Consider the following 17,809-nt stretch of genomic DNA (forward strand, 5'->3'; position numbering starts at 1 on the left):
GACCGCCGTGAGCCTCGACGAGCAGACCGCGCAGCCGCTGCCCGGCTGGCCGCGCCGGCCCCGCCGGCTGGCCACCGCCGTGGTCGAGGACCTGGTCGACCGCATCGTCGGCGGCGAGATCTCGCCCGGCAGCGCACTGCCCATCGAGCCCGTCCTGTGCGAGATGTTCTCGGTCAGCCGCACCGTGATCCGCGAGGCCGTGAAGTCGCTGGAGGGCATGCGGCTGGTCAAGGTGCAGCAGGGGCAGGGCACCACCGTCCGCGAGACCGAGGACTGGGACCTGCTCGACCCCGTGGTGCTGGCCGCCAGCATCCGTCACGACGCCGAGCTGTCGATCCTGGAGGACCTGGTCGACGTGCGCCGGGCCCTGGAGTCACAGATGGCCGGCCAGGCCGCCGCCCGCGCCGACGCCGAGCACCTGCGCCGCATCGGCACCGCCCTGCGGCATGTCACCGACGAGGTCGCCGACGCCTCCCGCTTCTACCGCGCCGACCTGGAGTTCCACGACGAGATCATGGCCGCCTCCGGCAACCGCCTGGCCCGCGCCGTGATCCGCACCGTCAACGCCGAGGCCTTCCGCAGCCTGCGCTACATCGGCGACCCCACTCTGGCCGACTTGGAGCAATCCAACCGCGAGCACCGCGCCATCTACGAGCGCCTCATCGCCAAGGACGTCGAAGGCGCCGCCGCCGAGATGGACGACCACATCGGCCGTTCCTGGCAGAAGCGCCGCCCCCGCCGCCGCTGAGCGGAGTCGATGTCAGTCGGTGATCAGGTGAAAGCCGCTGTACTCCGGCATCTCCGGCTTGAGCCAGTCCGGCAGCTGCCGGACTTCGAAGCCCCACGGCTGCCAGGTCACACACGTGGGCTGAGCACCCGTCACAATGTGTTCTGCGAGCGCCTTCTTGGCTTCGGCCGGTGGCAGGTAGGACGACCGCGGCCAGTACAACGGCGGGTCGTTGTCGTTGTTGTCCGGCAGCAGAGGCGCGTCGGCGAACGGCTCCGGGTTCAGGCTGCGCTCGGCCGTTCCGGTCCACGACAACGCCACGTAGCCGGTCAGGGGGGCCACCATGAACTCCACCCCGTCGTCGGCGTCGGATCGTCCGACAACGCCGTGGTTCCACCACTCCGGATCCTCGTCCGGCCGGCACAGCTCGTCCAGCAGATCCGCGACCTCGGCCGGGCCGGGCTGGCGGAGTACGCGGTCGCCCGGGCGGTAATACCGTCGGCCGACCCGCCGCAACACCTCGATGTCCACCATGGTCAGCCCTTCCTGTCTCGGCCCGTGATCACGAGAGGGGCCGCCACGCCGCGACGCCACACCCGCATCCGAGACCCGACAGGCAGGATAGCCGCGACCGCTTGTGCGCATCCGGGTGGATTCCGCCGGTCACCCGGCTTGTACGTGTCCCCGCACACGTAGTCCCTGTTGAGCACCACGTCCACGAACCGCTTGCCGTTGGCCGCCGCCCACACCGCCGCCTTCGTCTCGGCGTGGCTGGCCGCGTACCGTATCGCCGTTCGCTCACCGCTGTTGGTGGCCACGTTGGTCGATGCCCCCACCTCGCCATTGGCGATCATGGTCTCGATCGCCTCCTCCGCGGCTGCCGTCAACTCGGCGTCCACACCGCTGTTGACCTGCCAGTCCTGCCCGGCCGTGTCGAACACCAGCGCTTCGGTGGACCGGCCTTCCTTCCACACCGTGAGCTGGTCGCCGATCCGGGCAGCCCACTCGTGGTCACGTTCGCTCGGCGGCGGCACGGGCGTGTGTGTCGGATGCGTGCGCCCGGCAACTGGGGCCCGCGCTGCTCGCGCACCGGAGGGGATCGGGCCGCTCGGGGCGACGATCCGCTCCACCATGGTGCCCACGGCGGTCGAGATCGCGCGCAACAGCTCCTCCACCTCGGTGGTCGTGTTGATGGCAATGGCCATGTGCTCCGTTGCCTGACCGGCCTCCGGGGCGCTGCTGCCGCCCAGGGCTTCGGTGAGTGTGGTGCCGGCCGAGCTGAGGGCCATGGTGGCCTGGTTGACGTGGGCGCCGGCGCGCTCGACTGTCACGGCGACCTGGCCCAGCGCGGTCAGGACGTCCCCGAGGTTCGCCACAGCTGCCCCCATTTGCCGGTGCCGCTGCATCGTAAGCAGGGTCGGCGACGATCCGGGGCGGTCCAGGGCGTTGACAGGGTCTTGCGAGGTGTTGTCCACTACTTGCGGGTTACATCATACGTCCGATGATTGCTGTCCTCACCTGTCAAAGGAGACATGGTGGCCACCAGCAGCCGCTTACGAGTCGTCCTCGTGGCGACCACCCTGACCGTAGCCGGACTGACAATCCCGACCCAGGCCCAGGCCGCGACGTTGACCACGGCGTGGCAGAACGGGGCCTTCCAGATCGATCGCCACGCCGTGGTGAGCCGCTCGAACATCGTGCTCGGAGCGCCGAACGGAGCCGCGACCCAGTCCCTGCCCCTGGGGAACGGCACGCTGGGCGCGGCGGTGTGGGCGGCCGGCGGGTTCACGGCGCAGCTCAACCGGGACGACACGTTCCCGGACCGCAAATCGCCGGGCCAGGTCACGATTCCGGGCCTGGGCAAGCTGACCGCGGCGGCGGACTTCGCCGCTCGCCTCGACCTGTACGACGGGGTGCTCACGGAGACCGGAGGCGGCCTGACGGCCCGGATCTTCGTCCGGGCCGACAAGGACGAGCTGGTGGTCGATGTCAAAGGCGCGGACCCCAACAGCGCGCAGACCGTGCAGGGAAACCTGTGGTCGGGGCGGTCGCCGCAGGCCCAGGCGGCCGGCGCGGTGGGCACGCTGGCCGAGACGTGGGTGGACAACCCGACCGGCGGCTCCGGCCAGACGTTCGGCAGCCTGCTCGCCGTCACGGCCGGCGGCCGCAATGTGAACACCTCCGTGGTCAACGGCCAGACGGTGCGAACCTCCTTCAACCCCAACACGGACGGCAGCTTCCGGGTGGTCGTCGGGGCGCCGCGCTGGACCGGCGGCAACGCCCAGACCACCGCCACGCAGCTGTTCGGCAACGACGCGACGGCGTCCACAGTGGACGCCGGACACCTGAGCTGGTGGCACGGCTTCTGGTCGACCGCCGACCTGATGGAGGTCAACTCCGCCGACGGATCCGGGCAGTACCTGGAGAACCTGCGGACGATCTACCTCTACCAGGAGGCCAGCCTCAACCGCGGCCAATACCCGGGGACACAGGCCGGTGTGGCTGACCTCTTCGCGTTCTCCCAGGACACGCAGGACTGGGTGCCGGCGGATTACTGGTTCTGGAACCTGCGCATGCAGCTGGCCGCCAACCTCAGCTCGGGCGTGCCGACGCTGAACACCGGCTTCTTCAACCTGTACACCTCCAACCTGGCCAACATTCAGGCCTGGACGCAACAGCACGTGCCGGGCACGACCGGCGCCTGCGTGCCGGAAACCATGCGGTTCAACGGAAACGGCTACTACGGCGGCGGCAGCGCGGCCAACAACGCCTCCTGTGACTCGACGATCGCGCCCACCTACAACTCGTTGGACCTGTCCACGGGCGCGGAGGTGAGCCTGTGGATCTGGCAGACGTATCAACAGAACCACAGCCAGTCCTTCCTGCAGAACGGCTATCCGCTGATGAAGGCAGCGGCGCAGTTCCTGCTGTCCTACGCGAAGCAAGGCTCCGACGGCCTGTTGCACACCACCGCCAACGCCCATGAGACGCAGTGGAACGTCACGGATCCGGTCACGGACATCCTGGCCATGCAGGCGTTGTTCCCGGTGGTGGTCTCGGCGGCGCAGACGCTGAACACCGACCAGGCCTTCGTGACGCAGGTGCAGGCGGCGCAGAAGAAGATCCCGCCGCTGCCGCGGACCGACGCGGCCACGCACAAGCAGGTCCTCACGGCCGACGCCGACGCGGGCGGCCAGGACGTGATCGCCTTCTCCACGCAGCCGGCGGCGGAGCTGCACAACGGGGAGAACCTCGACCTGGAGGCGACCTTCTCGTACGGCCTGATCGGTGACGACGGCCCGCTCACCGCGCTGGCCAAGCGTTCCTACAACGCCCGGCTGTTCCAGAACAACGCGGACTGGGACTACGACGCCCTGTACGCGGCCCGGCTGGGCCTGGCCGGCGAGGTCAAGGCCAACCTGGTCAACAACGTCAAGAAGTACCAGCTGTACGTCTCGGGCATGGCCAGCCTGTTCGGCACGGTCGGCGACGAGCCGTACAACGAGGAGACCGGCATCGTCGCGGCGAGCATGAACGAGGCCCTGGCCCAGGACTACGACGGCGTGCTGCGGATCGCGCCGGCCTGGCCGTCGGACTGGGACGGCGACGGCACGGTTTCGGTGCAGCACAACAGCAAGGTCGACGTTCAGGTGCGTAGCGGTGTGCCGGTGACGGTGGTGCTGGAGGCCGGCGACAACGCCGCGATGGCCGTCCGCAGCCCGTGGCCGGGGCAGTTGGTGCAGGTGGTCGACGCGAACACCGGGGCGACCGTGAGCACCACGACCAACAACCAGTTCACGGTCAACACGACAACGGGCCACAGGTACCTGATCGAGAAGGCCGCGGATCCGTTCACGAATCTGCCGTTCGTGTCGGTCACGGGCACGGCGGCCAACTCGGCCAAGCACTTCGGGCCGGTGCAGATCGGCCTGGACAAGGCCACCGTCGCCAACTCGCTTTCGGCCACCTACAACAACATCGGCGTCACCGCCGACAACAACACCAACCCCGGCAACCTGGACGGCGGTGGGGCCAGCATGTCCGCGACGGCGCTGGCCAACGCCGGCGCTCGGGCCGGCGGCACCATCAGCCACGGCGGCCTGACCTTCACCTGGCCGTCGCAGGCCGGCACCGGGTCGGCGGACAACACTGTCTCCAATGGACAGACGATCGCCCTGACAGGATCCGGCAACACCTTGGGATTCCTGGTGACCGCCACGTACGGCACGGCCGGCGGCATCGGCACTATCACCTACACCGACGGCAGCACTCAGGACTTCACCCTGTCCAGCTCCGACTGGTGGGGCGGCGGCGGTGACGTGGCGATCGAGGCGTCGTACCAGAACCGGCCGGGCAACACGACCTATCAGCACACGTCCGACGTGTTCTACGTCGGCGTGCCGCTCCAGGCCGGCAAGGCGGCCAGGACCGTGCGGCTACCGGCGGTGAGCGGGTCGGCTACCGCCGGCACACCCTGCCTGCATGTGTTCGCCCTGGCGAGGGGCTGAACGGGCACACCCTGCCGGCAATCGGGGTCACGGGGCTGCAAATTATTGACATGATGACGCAGAATTGCCGCCAATGAGCCGCAAATACGGCAGATTGGTAGCCCCTGATGCTCCTCAGCAGAGTTCTGCCCGCGCTGGCCGCGGCCGGACTGCTCCTCACGAGCGGTCCGGCCGCGGTCGCGTCTGCGGCGGACGCCACCAACTTGGCCCTCGGCAAGCCGATCACCGCCTCCTCGGTGATCGGCAACTTCGCCGCCGGCAACGCCGACGACGGCGACCCCACGACGTACTGGGAGGCGGCCGGCAACAGCTTCCCCAACACCCTCACCGTGTCGCTGGGCTCCAACGCTGACGTCACGTCGATGGTGTTGCGGCTCAACCCCTCCACCGACTGGGGCGCCCGCACCCAGACCATCGAGGTCCTCGGCCGCGACCAGGACGCCGCCGGCTTCACCAGCCTCGCTGCGGCCACCCCGTATGTCTTCGACCCGGCCACCGGCAACATCGTGACGATCCCGGTCACCGCCCGCGTCGCCGACGTGCAGCTGAAGATCACCTCCAACACCGGCTCCGGCGGCGGCCAGATCAGCGAGTTCGGCGTCTTCGGCACGCCCTCGCCCAATCCCGACCTGACCGTCACCGGCGCGGCGTGGACGCCAGGCACACCAAGCGAAACCGACGCCGTCACGGCCAGCGCCACCGTCCGGAACGTCGGACAGCTGGCCACCAGCGCCACCACCAACGTCACCTTCTACCTGGGCACGACCAAGGTCGGCACCACCCAGGTCGGGCCGCTGGCCCTCGGCGCGTCGGCCACCGTCGCCGCGAACATCGGCCGCCACGACGCTGGCTCGTACCAGCTGACCGCGAAGGTCGACGAGGCCAACCGGATCATCGAGAAGGACGAGACCAACAACGCCTTCGCCGACCCGCCGACGCTGGTCGTCACCCCGGTGGCCAGCTCGGACCTGGTCGCCACGGTCACCCCCACGCCCTCGACGCCAGCCGCCGGCGATCTCGTCAACTTCGTTGCCACGCTGAAGAACCAGGGCACCAAAGCCTCCTCGGCCGGCCACAGCGTCAAGGCCACGATCACCGACACCTACACCGGCCGGTTCCAGACCGTCCTGATCGGCGTGCAGATCGGTGTGCTGGCCCCCGGCGCCTCGACGACCGTGCGTCTCGGCCAGTGGCGGGCCGCCGCCGACGGCCGCTACACCGTGAAGACGGAACTTTCCAACGACGGCAACGAAGTCGCCATCAAGCGGGCCAACAACGTCTCCAGCCAGGACCTGTACGTCGGCCGTGGCGCCGCGATGCCGTACCACACCTACGAGGCCGAAAGCGGCGTCCTGCGCGGCGGTGCCGCGGTTGTCGGTCCTAATCAGACGATCGGCGACCTCGCCGGCGAGGCGTCCGGCCGGCAGGCCGTGACCCTGAACCAGACCGGCGCCTCGGTGGAGTTCACCACCAAGGAGCCGACCAACACGCTGGTCACCCGGTTCTCCGTGCCCGACGGCGCTCCGTCCACTCTGGACGTCTACGTGAACGGCCGCTTCCTCAAGCCGATCACCTTGAATCCCAAGTACGCCTGGCTCTACGGCCCCGAGGCGTCGCCGAGCAACGATCCGGCCGCCGGTCCGGCGCGGCACATCTACGACGAGGCCAATCTGTTGCTGGGCGCCACCGTGCCGGCCGGCAGCAAGATCCGCCTCCAGAAGGACGCCGCCAACACCGGGACCTTCGCCGTCGACTTCGTGAGCCTGGAACAGGTTTCGCCGCTGGCCAACCCCGATCCCGCGCACCTCGTCACGCCCGCCGGCTTCGGCCAGCAGGACGTGCAGGCCGCGCTGGACAAGGTCCGCACCGACATCACCGGCACGTACACCGGCGTGTACCTGCCGGCCGGCGACTACCAGACCACCGACAAGTTCACCGTCACCGGCACCGCCGTTCGCATTGTCGGCGCCGGCCCGTGGTTCACCCGGTTCCTCGCCCCGCAGGACCGGACCAACGTCGACGTCGGCTTCCGGATCGACAGCTCCGCCAACGGTTCCAGCTTCACCGGCCTGTCCTACTTCGGCGACTACGACACGCGTCTGGACGGCCAGGGGCGGGTCTTCGACCTGGCAGGAGTGTCCGACCTGAGCATCGACGACGTGTTGGTCGAGCACAGCGTGGTCATGGTGTGGGGCACCAACGTGCACAACCTCACCGTGTCCGACTCGCGGGCCCGGGACCTGATGGCCGACGGCATCAACCTGACCAACGGCAGCACCGGCAACCACGTCGTCAACAACGAGGCGCGCAGCACCGGTGACGACAGCTTCGCGCTGTGGGCCGCCACCGACCTGCACAACGGCGACCAGCGCGACAATCTCTTCGAGCACCTCACCGCGCTCACCCCGTGGCGGGCCGCCGGCATCGCCGTCTACGGCGGTCAGGCCGACACCTTCCGGGACGTGCTCGTCGCCGACACCCTCGCCGGCAGCGGCGTCACCATCAGCTCGCTGAACTTCGGCGTCACCATGCGGGACTTCGGCCCCGACCCCACCGCGCTGAACAACTTCTCCGTCGTGCGCTCCGGCGGCCACTTCTGGGGCGGGCAGACCTTCCCGGCGATCTGGGTCTTCTCCGCCACCAACGCCTTCCGGGCCATCCGGGTGTCCGATGTGGACATCGTCGACCCCACCTACAGCGGCATCATGTTCCAGACCGACTACATCGGCGGCCAACCCGCCTATCCCGTCACCGACACCGTCTTCGACCGTGTCACCGTCTCCGGCGCCCACCGCAGCGGTGACGCCTTCGACGCCAAGTCCGGCTTCGGCCTGTGGGCCAACGAGTTCCCCGAGCCCGGCCAGGGCCCGGCCGTCGGCTCGGTGACGTTCCACGACCTGAAGCTGTGCGACAACGCGCAGGACGTCAGGAACACCACGAGCACGTTCACGATCAACATCGGCAGGTAGCCCGACCGAACACAACGCCGCGCCGGGCTCGTCCCGGCGCGGCGTTGTCCTTTGTCAGCCCCGGAAGCAGTGACCGTTCTGGTACAGGTCTCCCGGCGACACGGCCAAGCCCGCCGGTGGGTTGAGCTGATACGGGCGGGAGCCCTCGCGGGTCAGGGAGTCCTCGCAGCGGACGATGCCGCGGTCGTTGGCCGAGCCCGCCCACAGGTCGATGTGGGGGCCCGAGCAGCTGGCGCAGATGTCTTCGAGGATGAAGTACCGCCGCACGTCGGGCACGTAGATCTTGGTGCCGGGAGAGAAGCGGCCCTGCTGGGCGGCGAAGGTGAGGGGGTCGTCGAAGGTGCCGGTGCCGCCGGCCTGGCCGTGCATGACGTTCGGGAAGGCGATCTCGCGGCTGCCGGGGGGATCGTTGTCGGCCGCGCCGTAGAAGGTGATCGGCCCGGAGGCGTTGGGGCTGGCGTTCCGCGGCGGGGCGGCGGGCGGGGGAGCGGCCGGGGGTGGCGGCGCGATGGTGGCGGTGGAGTTGGGCTTCGACGCCGAGGACGACGACGTGGTGCCGGGGGCGGTGGTGGTCGTGCTGGGTGGGGCGCTGCTCGACGGGGTGACATAGGTTGCGCCGCCGATGATCGGCGGCCCGGCCACGGGGACTGACGTGCCCGCGATCTGCCGGGGCGGCGAGAACAGGTACACGGCGCCGCCGATCACGAGCAGGGCGGCGACGGCCGCCGCCGCGACGACAATTCTCGTCCGCATAAGTAAAGGTCCTTGACGTTCAACGACAATGCCCGGAACCTATCGGCCGGTTGATCATCGTCCAGGGTCGAAGGTCCCTAGTCCCAGTCGACGGCGATGCCGGCCAGTCCCCGCCCGACCCGGGAGAAGTAGGCGCTGGCGACGCCGCCGATGCCGCACACGAGGTCCTCGGACTGGGTGGGCTCGGTGTCGTCGCGCAGCCGGAAGTAGCTGGTGCACCGGGCGGGCATCGCCTTGCGGTGGAAGGCGATCTGCAGCAGGTACTCCCCGGACGGCTCCCGGAACGTGCGGTTGGTGCCGGGCGTGGGACGGGCGGGCTCGTCGTGCAGGCTGAAGCAGAAGACGTGCCGCTCGCCCTCGGTGAGCCGCCGGTCGAACAACAGCTCGGCGACCATCGTGGCCGACTCCACGTGCCGCCGGATCCGGCCGGTGCGGCAACCTTCGGCCGTCCGCACCACGCACGACTCCACCGAACTGGCGTCGTCCGCGTGGTACATGGCGATGTAGCGGTCGGGGCCGGCGGTGTTGGCCTGCACGACCATGCGCGTCGTCGACGAACGCTGCGACCGGTGCTGGTCGATGGTGATCATGTCGTGCACCGAGAGCATGCTCAGCTCCCCGTTGCACTGGGTCGCCTCGTCCGGCACGTCCAGCTCGCTCAGCAGCGCGGCGGAGCCGGACCACATCGCGCCGAACTCGACGAACGAGCCGACGACCTGGCGGTCGGGGGCCGGCCGGGTGCGGGGGCCGACGAGCACCACCAGGGAGTCCGGCGGTAACACCAGGACCCGCTCCAGCGCCCGTAAGGCGGACAACGCCCGCGGCACCTCGGGATGGCGCAGGCCGCGCTGCCAGTAGCTGAGGGTGGACTGGCCGACGTGCACGCCCATCCGGTCCAGGTGCGCGCCGAGCCGGGCCAGCGACAGGCCCCGGTGGGCGATGGCGGTGCGCAGCGCCCGGGGGAACGGGCCGTAGCGCAGGGCCTCGACGAGGGTCGCGTCGAGTTCGGGTGAGGGTGCTGTCGACTCGGTGCTCATCCGTCCTGGGCGTTCGCAGGGTGTGAACGGGGTGTGAATGTTCACGGTAGGTGGCCGCGGTGCACGGCGGAAGGCCCTGATCGACGGGGAACGCTCCGCCCGGTCACCGGACACTCTTGTTCGCCACCGTGAGGTCACGGACAGTCATCACCGGCCGTCGGTCGCGGTGCCCTGCACCCCGCGACCGGCGCGCCATCGAACTCCTTACCCCCTGCCAGGAGGTCGAGACCGTGTCCGCACTCGTGGCCGCCGCCGTCGCGGCGGCGCTGGTCGCCGCGCCCGCCGCGGCGACGCCCGCTCACGCCACCCGGTCGTACCAACAATCCCTCGAAGGGCGGAAGGGTGTGGTGGCGCTCCCGTCCTCGGTGACACAGAGATACCTGCTCACGCTGCCCGGATCGCCATCGAGGGGCACGGGTCTTCACGCCAGCTACGCCGACCGCGACAATCCCGCCCCCGCGGGCGACTCGGAGCCGCCCGGGCCGGGCGTGATCGTGCTGCTCACGCTGTTGGCGCTGGTGGGAGCGGGTGTGCTGCTGACGGCGCCGCGCTGGATGAGGTGGCGGTGAACAGCCGTCCGAGGCGGGCCGGAGGTGACCGGCCGCTACCCCTAGTGGATGATCGTGCCTGACGCCACCGCTTCCGGCGGCCCGACCGGCTAGTGGACAAGCCTCGCGGATCGTATCCTGGTTGGTGACGCCCCAAAGTGGGTGTCCGCCAGCTTCGGCGGCAACCGAGGTCCTGGCGCCCGCGACCCCACCTGTGCCGGAGGAGGAGTCATGCCACTCTCCGAGCACGAGCAGCGACTGCTCGACCAGATCGAGCGTGCGCTCTACGCTGAGGACCCGAAGTTCGCCTCCACTGTGCGTGGTGCCCGTCTGCGTCGACCGTCCCGACGGCGCAGGCTGTACGGCATCGTCGCCTTCCTTGTTGGTGTGGCTTTGCTCGTATTCGGTGTGATCGTGCCGCTCAAGCTCGCCAGCATCCCGATCGTCAGCGTGCTCGGCTTCCTGGTCATGTTCGTCGGTGCTCTGCTGACCCTGACAACGCTGACCAAGGGCCACGGCGCCTCCGCCGAGGGTTCCGGGCAATCCGGCGGCACCCCGCACCGCTCCGGCTTCGCGCAGCGCATGGAAGATCGTTTCCGTAAGCGCTTCGAAGAGGAGTGACCCCGACTCATCCCTTCGACACCCACCCCGCTCAAAGAGCCCCCTCCCCGAGGGGGCTCTTGGCGTTTGTGGCCGGCACGTGAGTGGCTCATTTTCGCTCCAGCCCCACCTAAGCCACTCATGTGCGCCAGGGGCCAGGGGGCAGGGGCACGTGAGTGGCTTAGGTGCGCCCTGGAGGCAAATAAGCCACTCACGTGCGGCCACGGGGGTTGACATAACGGACATAGCGGATAGCGTCGGTGGTGATCATGATGCTTGGGGGTGCGCATGACCGCTGCACGACGGATCGCGCTGATCGGGGCCGCCACACTCGCCGGCGGGGTGGTGTTCACCGGCACGGCGGCGGCCAACAGCCGGGACTGTCGGGACTGGTGGACGGTCGACGACACCGCCAGGACGGTGTTCACCGACGCCACCCAATCGGTGAAGTTCTGGGGCCACCGCAGCTGCGGCGGGACGACGACGCCGGTGTACTGGGAGGCCCCGTACCGCCCGGACGAGCCGAGCGACTACGGCTGGGACGCCATGAAGAAGCTGCACGGCAACGATCCGGGCTCGGTGGCCTACGGCTTCGAGCTGCACAAAGCCCCTAAGGGCTGGATCGCCACCGGCTTCGCCTCCGCGCACGGCTGAGCCCCTTACGCTGGCCGGCCATGAGCGAGCAGTTCGCCGACAGCGGCCGGATCCGGCTCTGCTACGAGCGGTTCGGCGATCCGGACGACCCGCCGGTGCTGCTGATCATGGGGGCCAACGCCCAGATGATCGGCTGGCCCGAGGGCTTCTGCGAGGGGCTGACCGATCACGGCCTGCACGTGATCCGGTTCGACAACCGGGACGCGGGCCGCTCGACGCACTTCGAGGGCGGCTCGCCGGAGGCGGTGATGGCGGCGCTGGAGGGCGACTTCACCGGCGCCGCCTACACGCTCAAGGACATGGTCGACGACACGGTGGGCCTGCTCGACGCGCTGGGCATCGACAGCGCCCATCTGGTCGGGGCCTCGATGGGCGGCTTCATCGCCCAGCTCACGGCCATCGAGCACCCGAACCGGGTGCGCTCGCTGACGTCGATGATGTCCAGCACCGGCGACCGGGCCGTCGGCCAGGCCGATCCCAAGGTCTTCGCGGAGATGCGGCCGCAGCCCAACGGCGAGCGCCAGAACTACATCGGCTGGTACCTGCGCGCGCTGCCGGTCTTCGGCTCACCGGCCTTCCCGCAGGACGAAGACAAGGTCGCCGAGCGGGCGGGGCGGCACTTCGACCGCGGCTACGACCCGCTGGCGATGATGCGCCATGATGTGGCCACTGTGGCGGCCGGCGACCTCACGCCCCGGCTGCACAGCCTCAAGACGCCGACCCTCGTGATCCACGGCAACGCCGACCGCATGTGCGACGTCAGCGGCGGCAAGGCCACCGCCGCGGCCGTCCCCGGCGCGAAGCTGGCGATCCTCGACGGCATGGGGCACAACGTGCCCAGGCAGCTGTGGTCGGAGCTGGCCACGCTCATCTCCGACCACATCCACCACGTCAGCGCCGGTTGACCACCGAGCGGGGCAGCACCCGGGCCGTGAACGCCAGCGGCGCGGTCCGGTGCATGCTGGCCCGCAGCTCGGCCACGGCCGACACCAGCGCCGGATCGGCGGTCTCACGGCCGCCGTACCACGAGCCCTCGACGGCCGTGATGACCTGACGCAGCGCCTCCCGGCCGGGCTCGTCCAACTCGTGATCACGGGCCAGCCGCCGGCCCGCGGCCCGGACGGTCTCGGTCGGCGGCACGACAGTGCCCCGGTCCACCGACTCCGCCAGCACCTCGGCCCATGCGGCGTTGGCCGCCTCGGCCCCCAGCGCGGCGATCTGGTGCAGCCGCCGTCGCCGTCGCCACGCCCGGATCGCCGACGGCGCGGCGACGGCCATGAGCACCAGCACGAGGCCCGTGAGCCACCACGACAGGTAGGACGTCAGGAGCAGCAGGACAACCGCCCAGCCGATGACCGCCGACACCACCAGCCACCTGGGCAGCAGCCAGCGCGGCAGCACCAACCGCGCCGCCGCGCCGCCGATGGTCAGCAGGAGCAGCGCGGTCAACACGATCGCCAGCAGGAGCAGCGCGATGGTCAGCCACAGCGGCGGCGCGCTCGGGTTGAAGATCGAGGTCGAGGCGTCGGCCTGGGTGTTCACCGGGGCGGCCGAGGTGTCCGACGGCGGCTTGACCGCGGCGCTGCTGGTCGGGCCGGACGAGCCGGTGTTGCTGGGCTGGGTGTCGTCGCTGCCGGCCGTGGAGTTGTCGTTCATGTACGGCGGCGGGATCACCCGCGGCTCGGCCGGCGTCGGGTCGAACCGGGTCCAGCCGTAGTCCGGGAAGTTGACCTCGACCCAGGCGTGCGCGTCGCCGCCGGTGATCGTGCGGACGTTGGGGTCGCCGTTGTACGGCACACCCGGCGTGAAGCCGATCGCCACCCGGGTCGGGATGCCCATCGAGCGGGTCATCGCGGCCAGCGCGGACGCGTACTGCTCGCAGAACCCCCGCCGGGTGTTGAACAGGAAGTCGTCCAGCTTGGGCGCCTTGGGGTCCTGCGGCGTCGCGTCCAGGCTGTACTTGAAGCCGTTCTCGCCGCTGTTGAGGTACCGGGTCAGCGCCCGCACCTTGTCGAACGTCGAGGCCTGCCCGCCGGTGACCTGGTTGATCAGGCTCTTGACCTTGGCGTCCACCTGGGCCGGCTGCCGGTAGCGAGCGTCCACTTTGGACTCGTCGACCACGCCCTCGGCCCGCAGCTGCTCGGCGGTGGGCGAGGCCAGCTGCGCGTGCTCCACGTAGCTGCCGTACTGCTGCGTGCCCGGCGCCCACACGGTGTCGGCGGTCGGGTCCCAGCGCCACTCCGAGCCCAGGCCGCTGACCGACACCGGTTGGCCGAACACCGGGGCCCACTGCTCCTGGAACTGGTTGGGCTGGATGGTGATGGTGCTGACCTTGCCGTCGCCGATCGGCTTGGTGTCCAGCACGTGCTGGCCGAGCGGGTCGCCGCCGGTGATCTGGGCGCCGACCTGCCAGCCCTCGCTGTCCACGAACTTGTCCAGGGTGACCAGCCGCAGGTACTCCTCCGACTTCAGGCCGGTGACGCGGAAGAACTCCACGTTGACCTGGCCGGTCAGCAGGCCCTCCAGCTTCGTGTACGGCTTGAGCCCGAACGGCCCGCCGGCCACGCCGCCACCGCCCCCGCCGGGCAGCCGCCCGACGGTGCCGACGACCGTGAAGGTGGAGCCGATGATCAGCGCCAGCACCACCGAGATGATCACCACGCTGCTGGCCTCGTGGCTGGGCGCGCCCTGCGAGTAGCCGGGCAGGCCGGTCCGGCGTCCCCGCCAGGCCTTGTGCTTGGCCCGGCCGTCGACCGCGAGCAGCGTGGCGAAGGCGGCCGCGCCCATCACGAAGCTCCACCACGGCAGCATCTCGTCGGCCAGAGACGCCGGCACCGCGTACACGCACAGCAGCACCAGCCCGGACGCGGCCGGCGCCTTGGCCTCCACGGTGAGCATGTCCACGACCACCGCGACCAGGCCGATCGCGATCACGATCAGGCACAGGATCGGCGCCTCGGCCGGCACCGGCGGCACCTCGGTCTGCACCGCCGTCACCGACTGGCCCAGCACATCGGCCAGGTCGCGCAGCGCCGTCGGGCCGGGCAGGATCAGCAGGATCCCGTTGGTGCTGAACGACATCGTCACCAGGCACAGCAGCGCGAACAGCTCGCCCAGCGCCACCAGCGGCGGGGACAGCCGCAGCGAGCGCAGCAGCATGCCGGTGCCGACGATCAGGCCGACGGCGATCAGCAGGTAGAACAGCCACAGGGTGCCCTGCACGACCCCGGACAGCGCCGTGGCCGCGGCCAGCACGGCGAAGCCGGCGGCGATCGGCGTCATCGGCAGCGTCCACACCGGGTCGGCCGGCGGCGGCTGCGGCGGCCGGTTGGTGGGCCGCGGCGGTTGCACGTCCGCCATCGTCATGAGGAGACTCCCCCTTCGCCGACGGTGAGCGTGCCGCCGCGGGTGCCGGCACGGCACAGCTCCGACCACACCACGCCCATCGGCATGTCCGGCTTGGCGATCACCACGCCCCACCCCGAGCCGCGCAGCAGCCGCGTCGCGTCGGCCAGCTCGGTGGCCGTCGTGGTGTCGGCGCCCGGCGCCCACGTCGTCACGTCCAGCAACACGGCGAGGCTGCGCGTGACGCGCGGCCGGTGCCGCATCAGCTCGGTGGCGGCCACCGGATTGGCGGCGCCGAGAATCGCGATCAGCTCCTGCCCGTTGCCGGGGTCGCCGCCGCACACCAGGTCCCGCTGGTGCGACGAGTGCAGCGACGCCAGGGCGTCCAGCACCACCACGTCGCTGTGCCCGGCGTCGGCGTACCCGCCGGCGAGCACTTTGCCGTCCTCGGTGACCAGCCGCACCTGGTGCCCTTGGCGGTGCAGGTGCAGACAGACGCTGGCGGTCAGGGAGATGGCCCACTCCAGGCTGCTGGTGGGGCCGGTGCCGCGGTGCGCCGCGGAGCGGTGGTCGAGCAGCACGGTCGTGCCGCCGCGCCACGGCTTCTCCTCCAGCCGCACCATGAGCTCGTCGCGGCGGGCGGAGGACCGCCAGTGCACCTTGCGCAGGTCGTCGCCGTGCCGGTACTGCCGCACCACGGCGTCGTCCTCGCCCTGCCCCGAGCGCAGCCGCACCGCGCCCTCCTCGCCCGCGCCGAGGCCGGCGCCACTGGGCAGCCCGGTCAGCTGATGCACGCGCGGCACGACGACCAGGCGGGTGTTGCCGGCCAGCTCACGGTCGAACTCCGCCATGCCGAACGGGTCGGTGATGCGGCCCAGCAGCGGGCCCACGTGCTGGACGCCGCGCAGGACGGGCCGCAGTTGGTAGCGCAGCGGCACCTGGTGGTGCCGTGGCAGGCGCTCCAGCACGAAGCGAGGCCGCGCGCCGAGCGCGTACGGGACGCCGTCCTCCAACAGGAGGCCGCCGGTGGGCAGCCGACCGTCGCTGCGGATGTCGATGCGGACCTCCGCGGTGGAGCCGACCGGCACACGGTCCGGCACCACGGTTCGCGTGGCCGACAGGCCGACCCGTGAGCGCGCGGTGAGGATCGCGGCCAGCACGGGCAGCGCCACCACGAACACCGCGATGCGCAGCAGGTCACGTTCGTTGAGCACCAGGGAGCAGACGCCCGCCGCCAGTCCCGCCGCCATCAGGCAGCGTCCGCGGGTCGTCAGTCCGGAGAGCACCTTCATCAACGCCCTTGCCGAGTCCCGAACCACCGGCCGTTGGGCGTGGCCATCGGTTGGGAGGCTTGTTGGCCGTTGGCGCCGCCGTGCGGGATCACCACGCGCTGGAGCACGCTGCGGATCAGGTCGGCGGGGGAGCGCCGCGCGGCCAGCGCCTCGGCCGTCAGCACGAGGCGGTGGGCCAACACCGGCACCGCGACCGCGTGCACGTCGTCCGGCACCACGAACTCGCGGCCGGCCAACGCCGCCTGCGCCCGCGCCGCGCGCACCAGGTGCAGCGTGGACCGCGGCGAGGCGCCCAGCCGCAGCTCCGGCAGACGCCGCGTGGCCGAGACCAGCTCGACGGCGTAGCGCTTGATCTCCGGGGACAGGTGCACGCCGCGGACCGTGGCCACCAGCTGCTTGATCTGCTCGGCGTCCGAGACGGGCTGGAGGTCCGCCAGCGGGTCGCGGCCGGCGTGCTCGTCGACCATGGCCAGCTCGGCCTGCGGGTCCGGGTAGCCGATCGAGACGCGGCAGGTGAAGCGGTCCCGCTGCGCCTCCGGGAGGGCGTAGGTGCCCTCCATCTCGATCGGGTTCTGGGTGGCGATGACCATGAAGGGGGAGCCGAGCGGGTAGGTGTGCCCGTCGACGGTGACCTGGTGCTCCTCCATGCACTCCAGCAGGGCCGACTGGGTCTTGGGGGAGGCGCGGTTGATCTCGTCGCCGACCACGATGTTGGCGAACACCGGGCCCGGCCGGAACTCGAAGTCGCTGGTGTTGCGGTTGAAGATCGAGACGCCGGTGATGTCGCTGGGCAGCAGGTCCGGCGTGAACTGCACGCGGCTGACCGTGCAGTCGATGGAGCGGGCCAGCGCCTTGGCCAGCGACGTCTTGCCGACGCCCGGCACGTCCTCCACGAGCAGGTGACCCTCGGCCAGCAGGGTGACCAGCGCGATCCGCACCACCTCGGGCTTGCCCACCAGCACGTGCTCGACGTTGGCCGCGATCCGCTGCACGGTGTCGTGCAGCCGGCCGAGCGTCGACGACTGCTCAGGCACACCGGCCTGGGTGGTAGGCGGGGTACTCGACGTCAACTTCGCCCTCCAAAGGCCACCGCGATGTGCTCGCGTGGCGTCAGCGTTCTCAGCAGTGTGTCAAATCGCGGCGAAGTGCCCCAAGGAATCCGCGCATTCCTCTTCGGGCGGCTTTGCTCGGCCTTCCCCACCTTGCCCCACCCGGACCACCCGCCGCGCCCTGCCCTCGTGTCCGAAGGGCCCTCGGAGGGCTCCCCGGACGATCACGGAGGTGTCGCCGGGTGGAGTGAGCCCCATCCCGCCCCACTCCTGCCCCCACCGCTTCTACCTGCGGAAACCGTCGAGAAAAACGAATCCGGCCGGGCC

14 protein-coding genes are annotated in these 17,809 nt (G+C 70.5%); 7 read left to right on the plus strand and 7 right to left on the minus strand.

Going from position 1 to position 17,809, the window contains the following annotated elements; genetic code table 11:
- The first annotated feature begins 7 nt into the window (after positions 1-7).
- Positions 8-748, plus strand: coding sequence for a FadR/GntR family transcriptional regulator (locus AB0M73_RS19515; RefSeq protein WP_043723054.1), 741 nt, complete (start codon positions 8-10; stop codon positions 746-748).
- A 12-nt stretch (positions 749-760) separates the two neighbouring features.
- On the opposite strand, the gene AB0M73_RS19520 is transcribed toward AB0M73_RS19515, so the two are convergent.
- Positions 761-1,261, minus strand: a complete 501-nt coding sequence (locus AB0M73_RS19520; protein WP_363892195.1) for an Imm1 family immunity protein — start codon at positions 1,259-1,261, stop codon at positions 761-763.
- 2 nt (positions 1,262-1,263) lie between these two features.
- Positions 1,264-2,202, minus strand: a complete 939-nt coding sequence (locus AB0M73_RS19525) for a DddA-like double-stranded DNA deaminase toxin (protein WP_363892197.1) — start codon at positions 2,200-2,202, stop codon at positions 1,264-1,266.
- Positions 2,203-2,262: 60 nt separating this feature from the next.
- On the opposite strand from AB0M73_RS19525, the gene AB0M73_RS19530 reads away from it, so the two are divergent.
- Both AB0M73_RS19530 and AB0M73_RS19535 read left to right on the plus strand, forming a co-directional pair.
- The gene (locus AB0M73_RS19530) at positions 2,263-5,235 is read left to right on the plus strand and encodes a hypothetical protein (protein WP_363892199.1); all 2,973 of its coding nucleotides are present in this window, start codon (positions 2,263-2,265) and stop codon (positions 5,233-5,235) included.
- Positions 5,236-5,342: 107 nt separating this feature from the next.
- Positions 5,343-8,204, plus strand: a complete 2,862-nt coding sequence (locus tag AB0M73_RS19535; RefSeq protein ID WP_363892201.1) for a CARDB domain-containing protein — start codon at positions 5,343-5,345, stop codon at positions 8,202-8,204.
- Positions 8,205-8,258: 54 nt separating this feature from the next.
- Here the strand turns inward: AB0M73_RS19535 and AB0M73_RS19540 are convergent, their stop codons facing one another.
- Positions 8,259-8,957 (minus strand): hypothetical protein, encoded by a 699-nt coding sequence (locus AB0M73_RS19540; RefSeq protein WP_363892203.1) that lies wholly within the window; start codon positions 8,955-8,957, stop codon positions 8,259-8,261.
- 77 nt (positions 8,958-9,034) lie between these two features.
- Positions 9,035-9,994: a hypothetical protein gene (locus AB0M73_RS19545; protein WP_363892205.1), complete on the minus strand. Its 960-nt coding sequence runs from the start codon at positions 9,992-9,994 to the stop codon at positions 9,035-9,037.
- A 230-nt stretch (positions 9,995-10,224) separates the two neighbouring features.
- Here AB0M73_RS19545 and AB0M73_RS19550 point away from each other — a divergent pair, with 230 nt between their 5' ends.
- From AB0M73_RS19550 to AB0M73_RS19565, 4 genes are all read left to right on the plus strand, one after another.
- Entirely contained in the window at positions 10,225-10,563 is a 339-nt protein-coding gene (locus AB0M73_RS19550) for a hypothetical protein (protein ID WP_363892207.1), read from the plus strand.
- Between the two features lie 210 nt (positions 10,564-10,773).
- Complete coding sequence (locus AB0M73_RS19555; protein WP_043723063.1) at positions 10,774-11,163, plus strand: DUF3040 domain-containing protein; 390 nt, start codon at positions 10,774-10,776, stop codon at positions 11,161-11,163.
- Between the two features lie 267 nt (positions 11,164-11,430).
- Positions 11,431-11,796, plus strand: coding sequence for a hypothetical protein (locus AB0M73_RS19560; RefSeq protein WP_363892210.1), 366 nt, complete (start codon positions 11,431-11,433; stop codon positions 11,794-11,796).
- A 20-nt stretch (positions 11,797-11,816) separates the two neighbouring features.
- Positions 11,817-12,701, plus strand: a complete 885-nt coding sequence (locus AB0M73_RS19565) for an alpha/beta hydrolase (protein ID WP_363892212.1) — start codon at positions 11,817-11,819, stop codon at positions 12,699-12,701.
- Here the strand turns inward: AB0M73_RS19565 and AB0M73_RS19570 are convergent.
- Genes AB0M73_RS19570 through AB0M73_RS19580 form a run of 3 tightly spaced genes read right to left on the minus strand, consistent with a single transcriptional unit; the run spans position 12,688 to position 17,467 of the window.
- Entirely contained in the window at positions 12,688-15,162 is a 2,475-nt protein-coding gene (locus tag AB0M73_RS19570; RefSeq protein WP_363892214.1) for a DUF3488 and transglutaminase-like domain-containing protein, read from the minus strand. The two genes, AB0M73_RS19565 and AB0M73_RS19570, sit on opposite strands and share 14 nt — an antisense overlap.
- Positions 15,159-16,436 (minus strand): DUF58 domain-containing protein, encoded by a 1,278-nt coding sequence (locus tag AB0M73_RS19575; RefSeq protein WP_363892216.1) that lies wholly within the window; start codon positions 16,434-16,436, stop codon positions 15,159-15,161. Before AB0M73_RS19575 ends, AB0M73_RS19570 begins: the two co-directional genes overlap by 4 nt.
- Complete coding sequence (locus tag AB0M73_RS19580) at positions 16,433-17,467, minus strand: MoxR family ATPase (RefSeq protein WP_363892218.1); 1,035 nt, start codon at positions 17,465-17,467, stop codon at positions 16,433-16,435. Before AB0M73_RS19580 ends, AB0M73_RS19575 begins: the two co-directional genes overlap by 4 nt.
- Positions 17,468-17,809 lie beyond the last annotated feature (342 nt).

This window comes from Kutzneria sp. NPDC051319 (genome assembly GCF_040682195.1).
In the GTDB taxonomy this organism is placed as follows: domain Bacteria; phylum Actinomycetota; class Actinomycetes; order Mycobacteriales; family Pseudonocardiaceae; genus Kutzneria.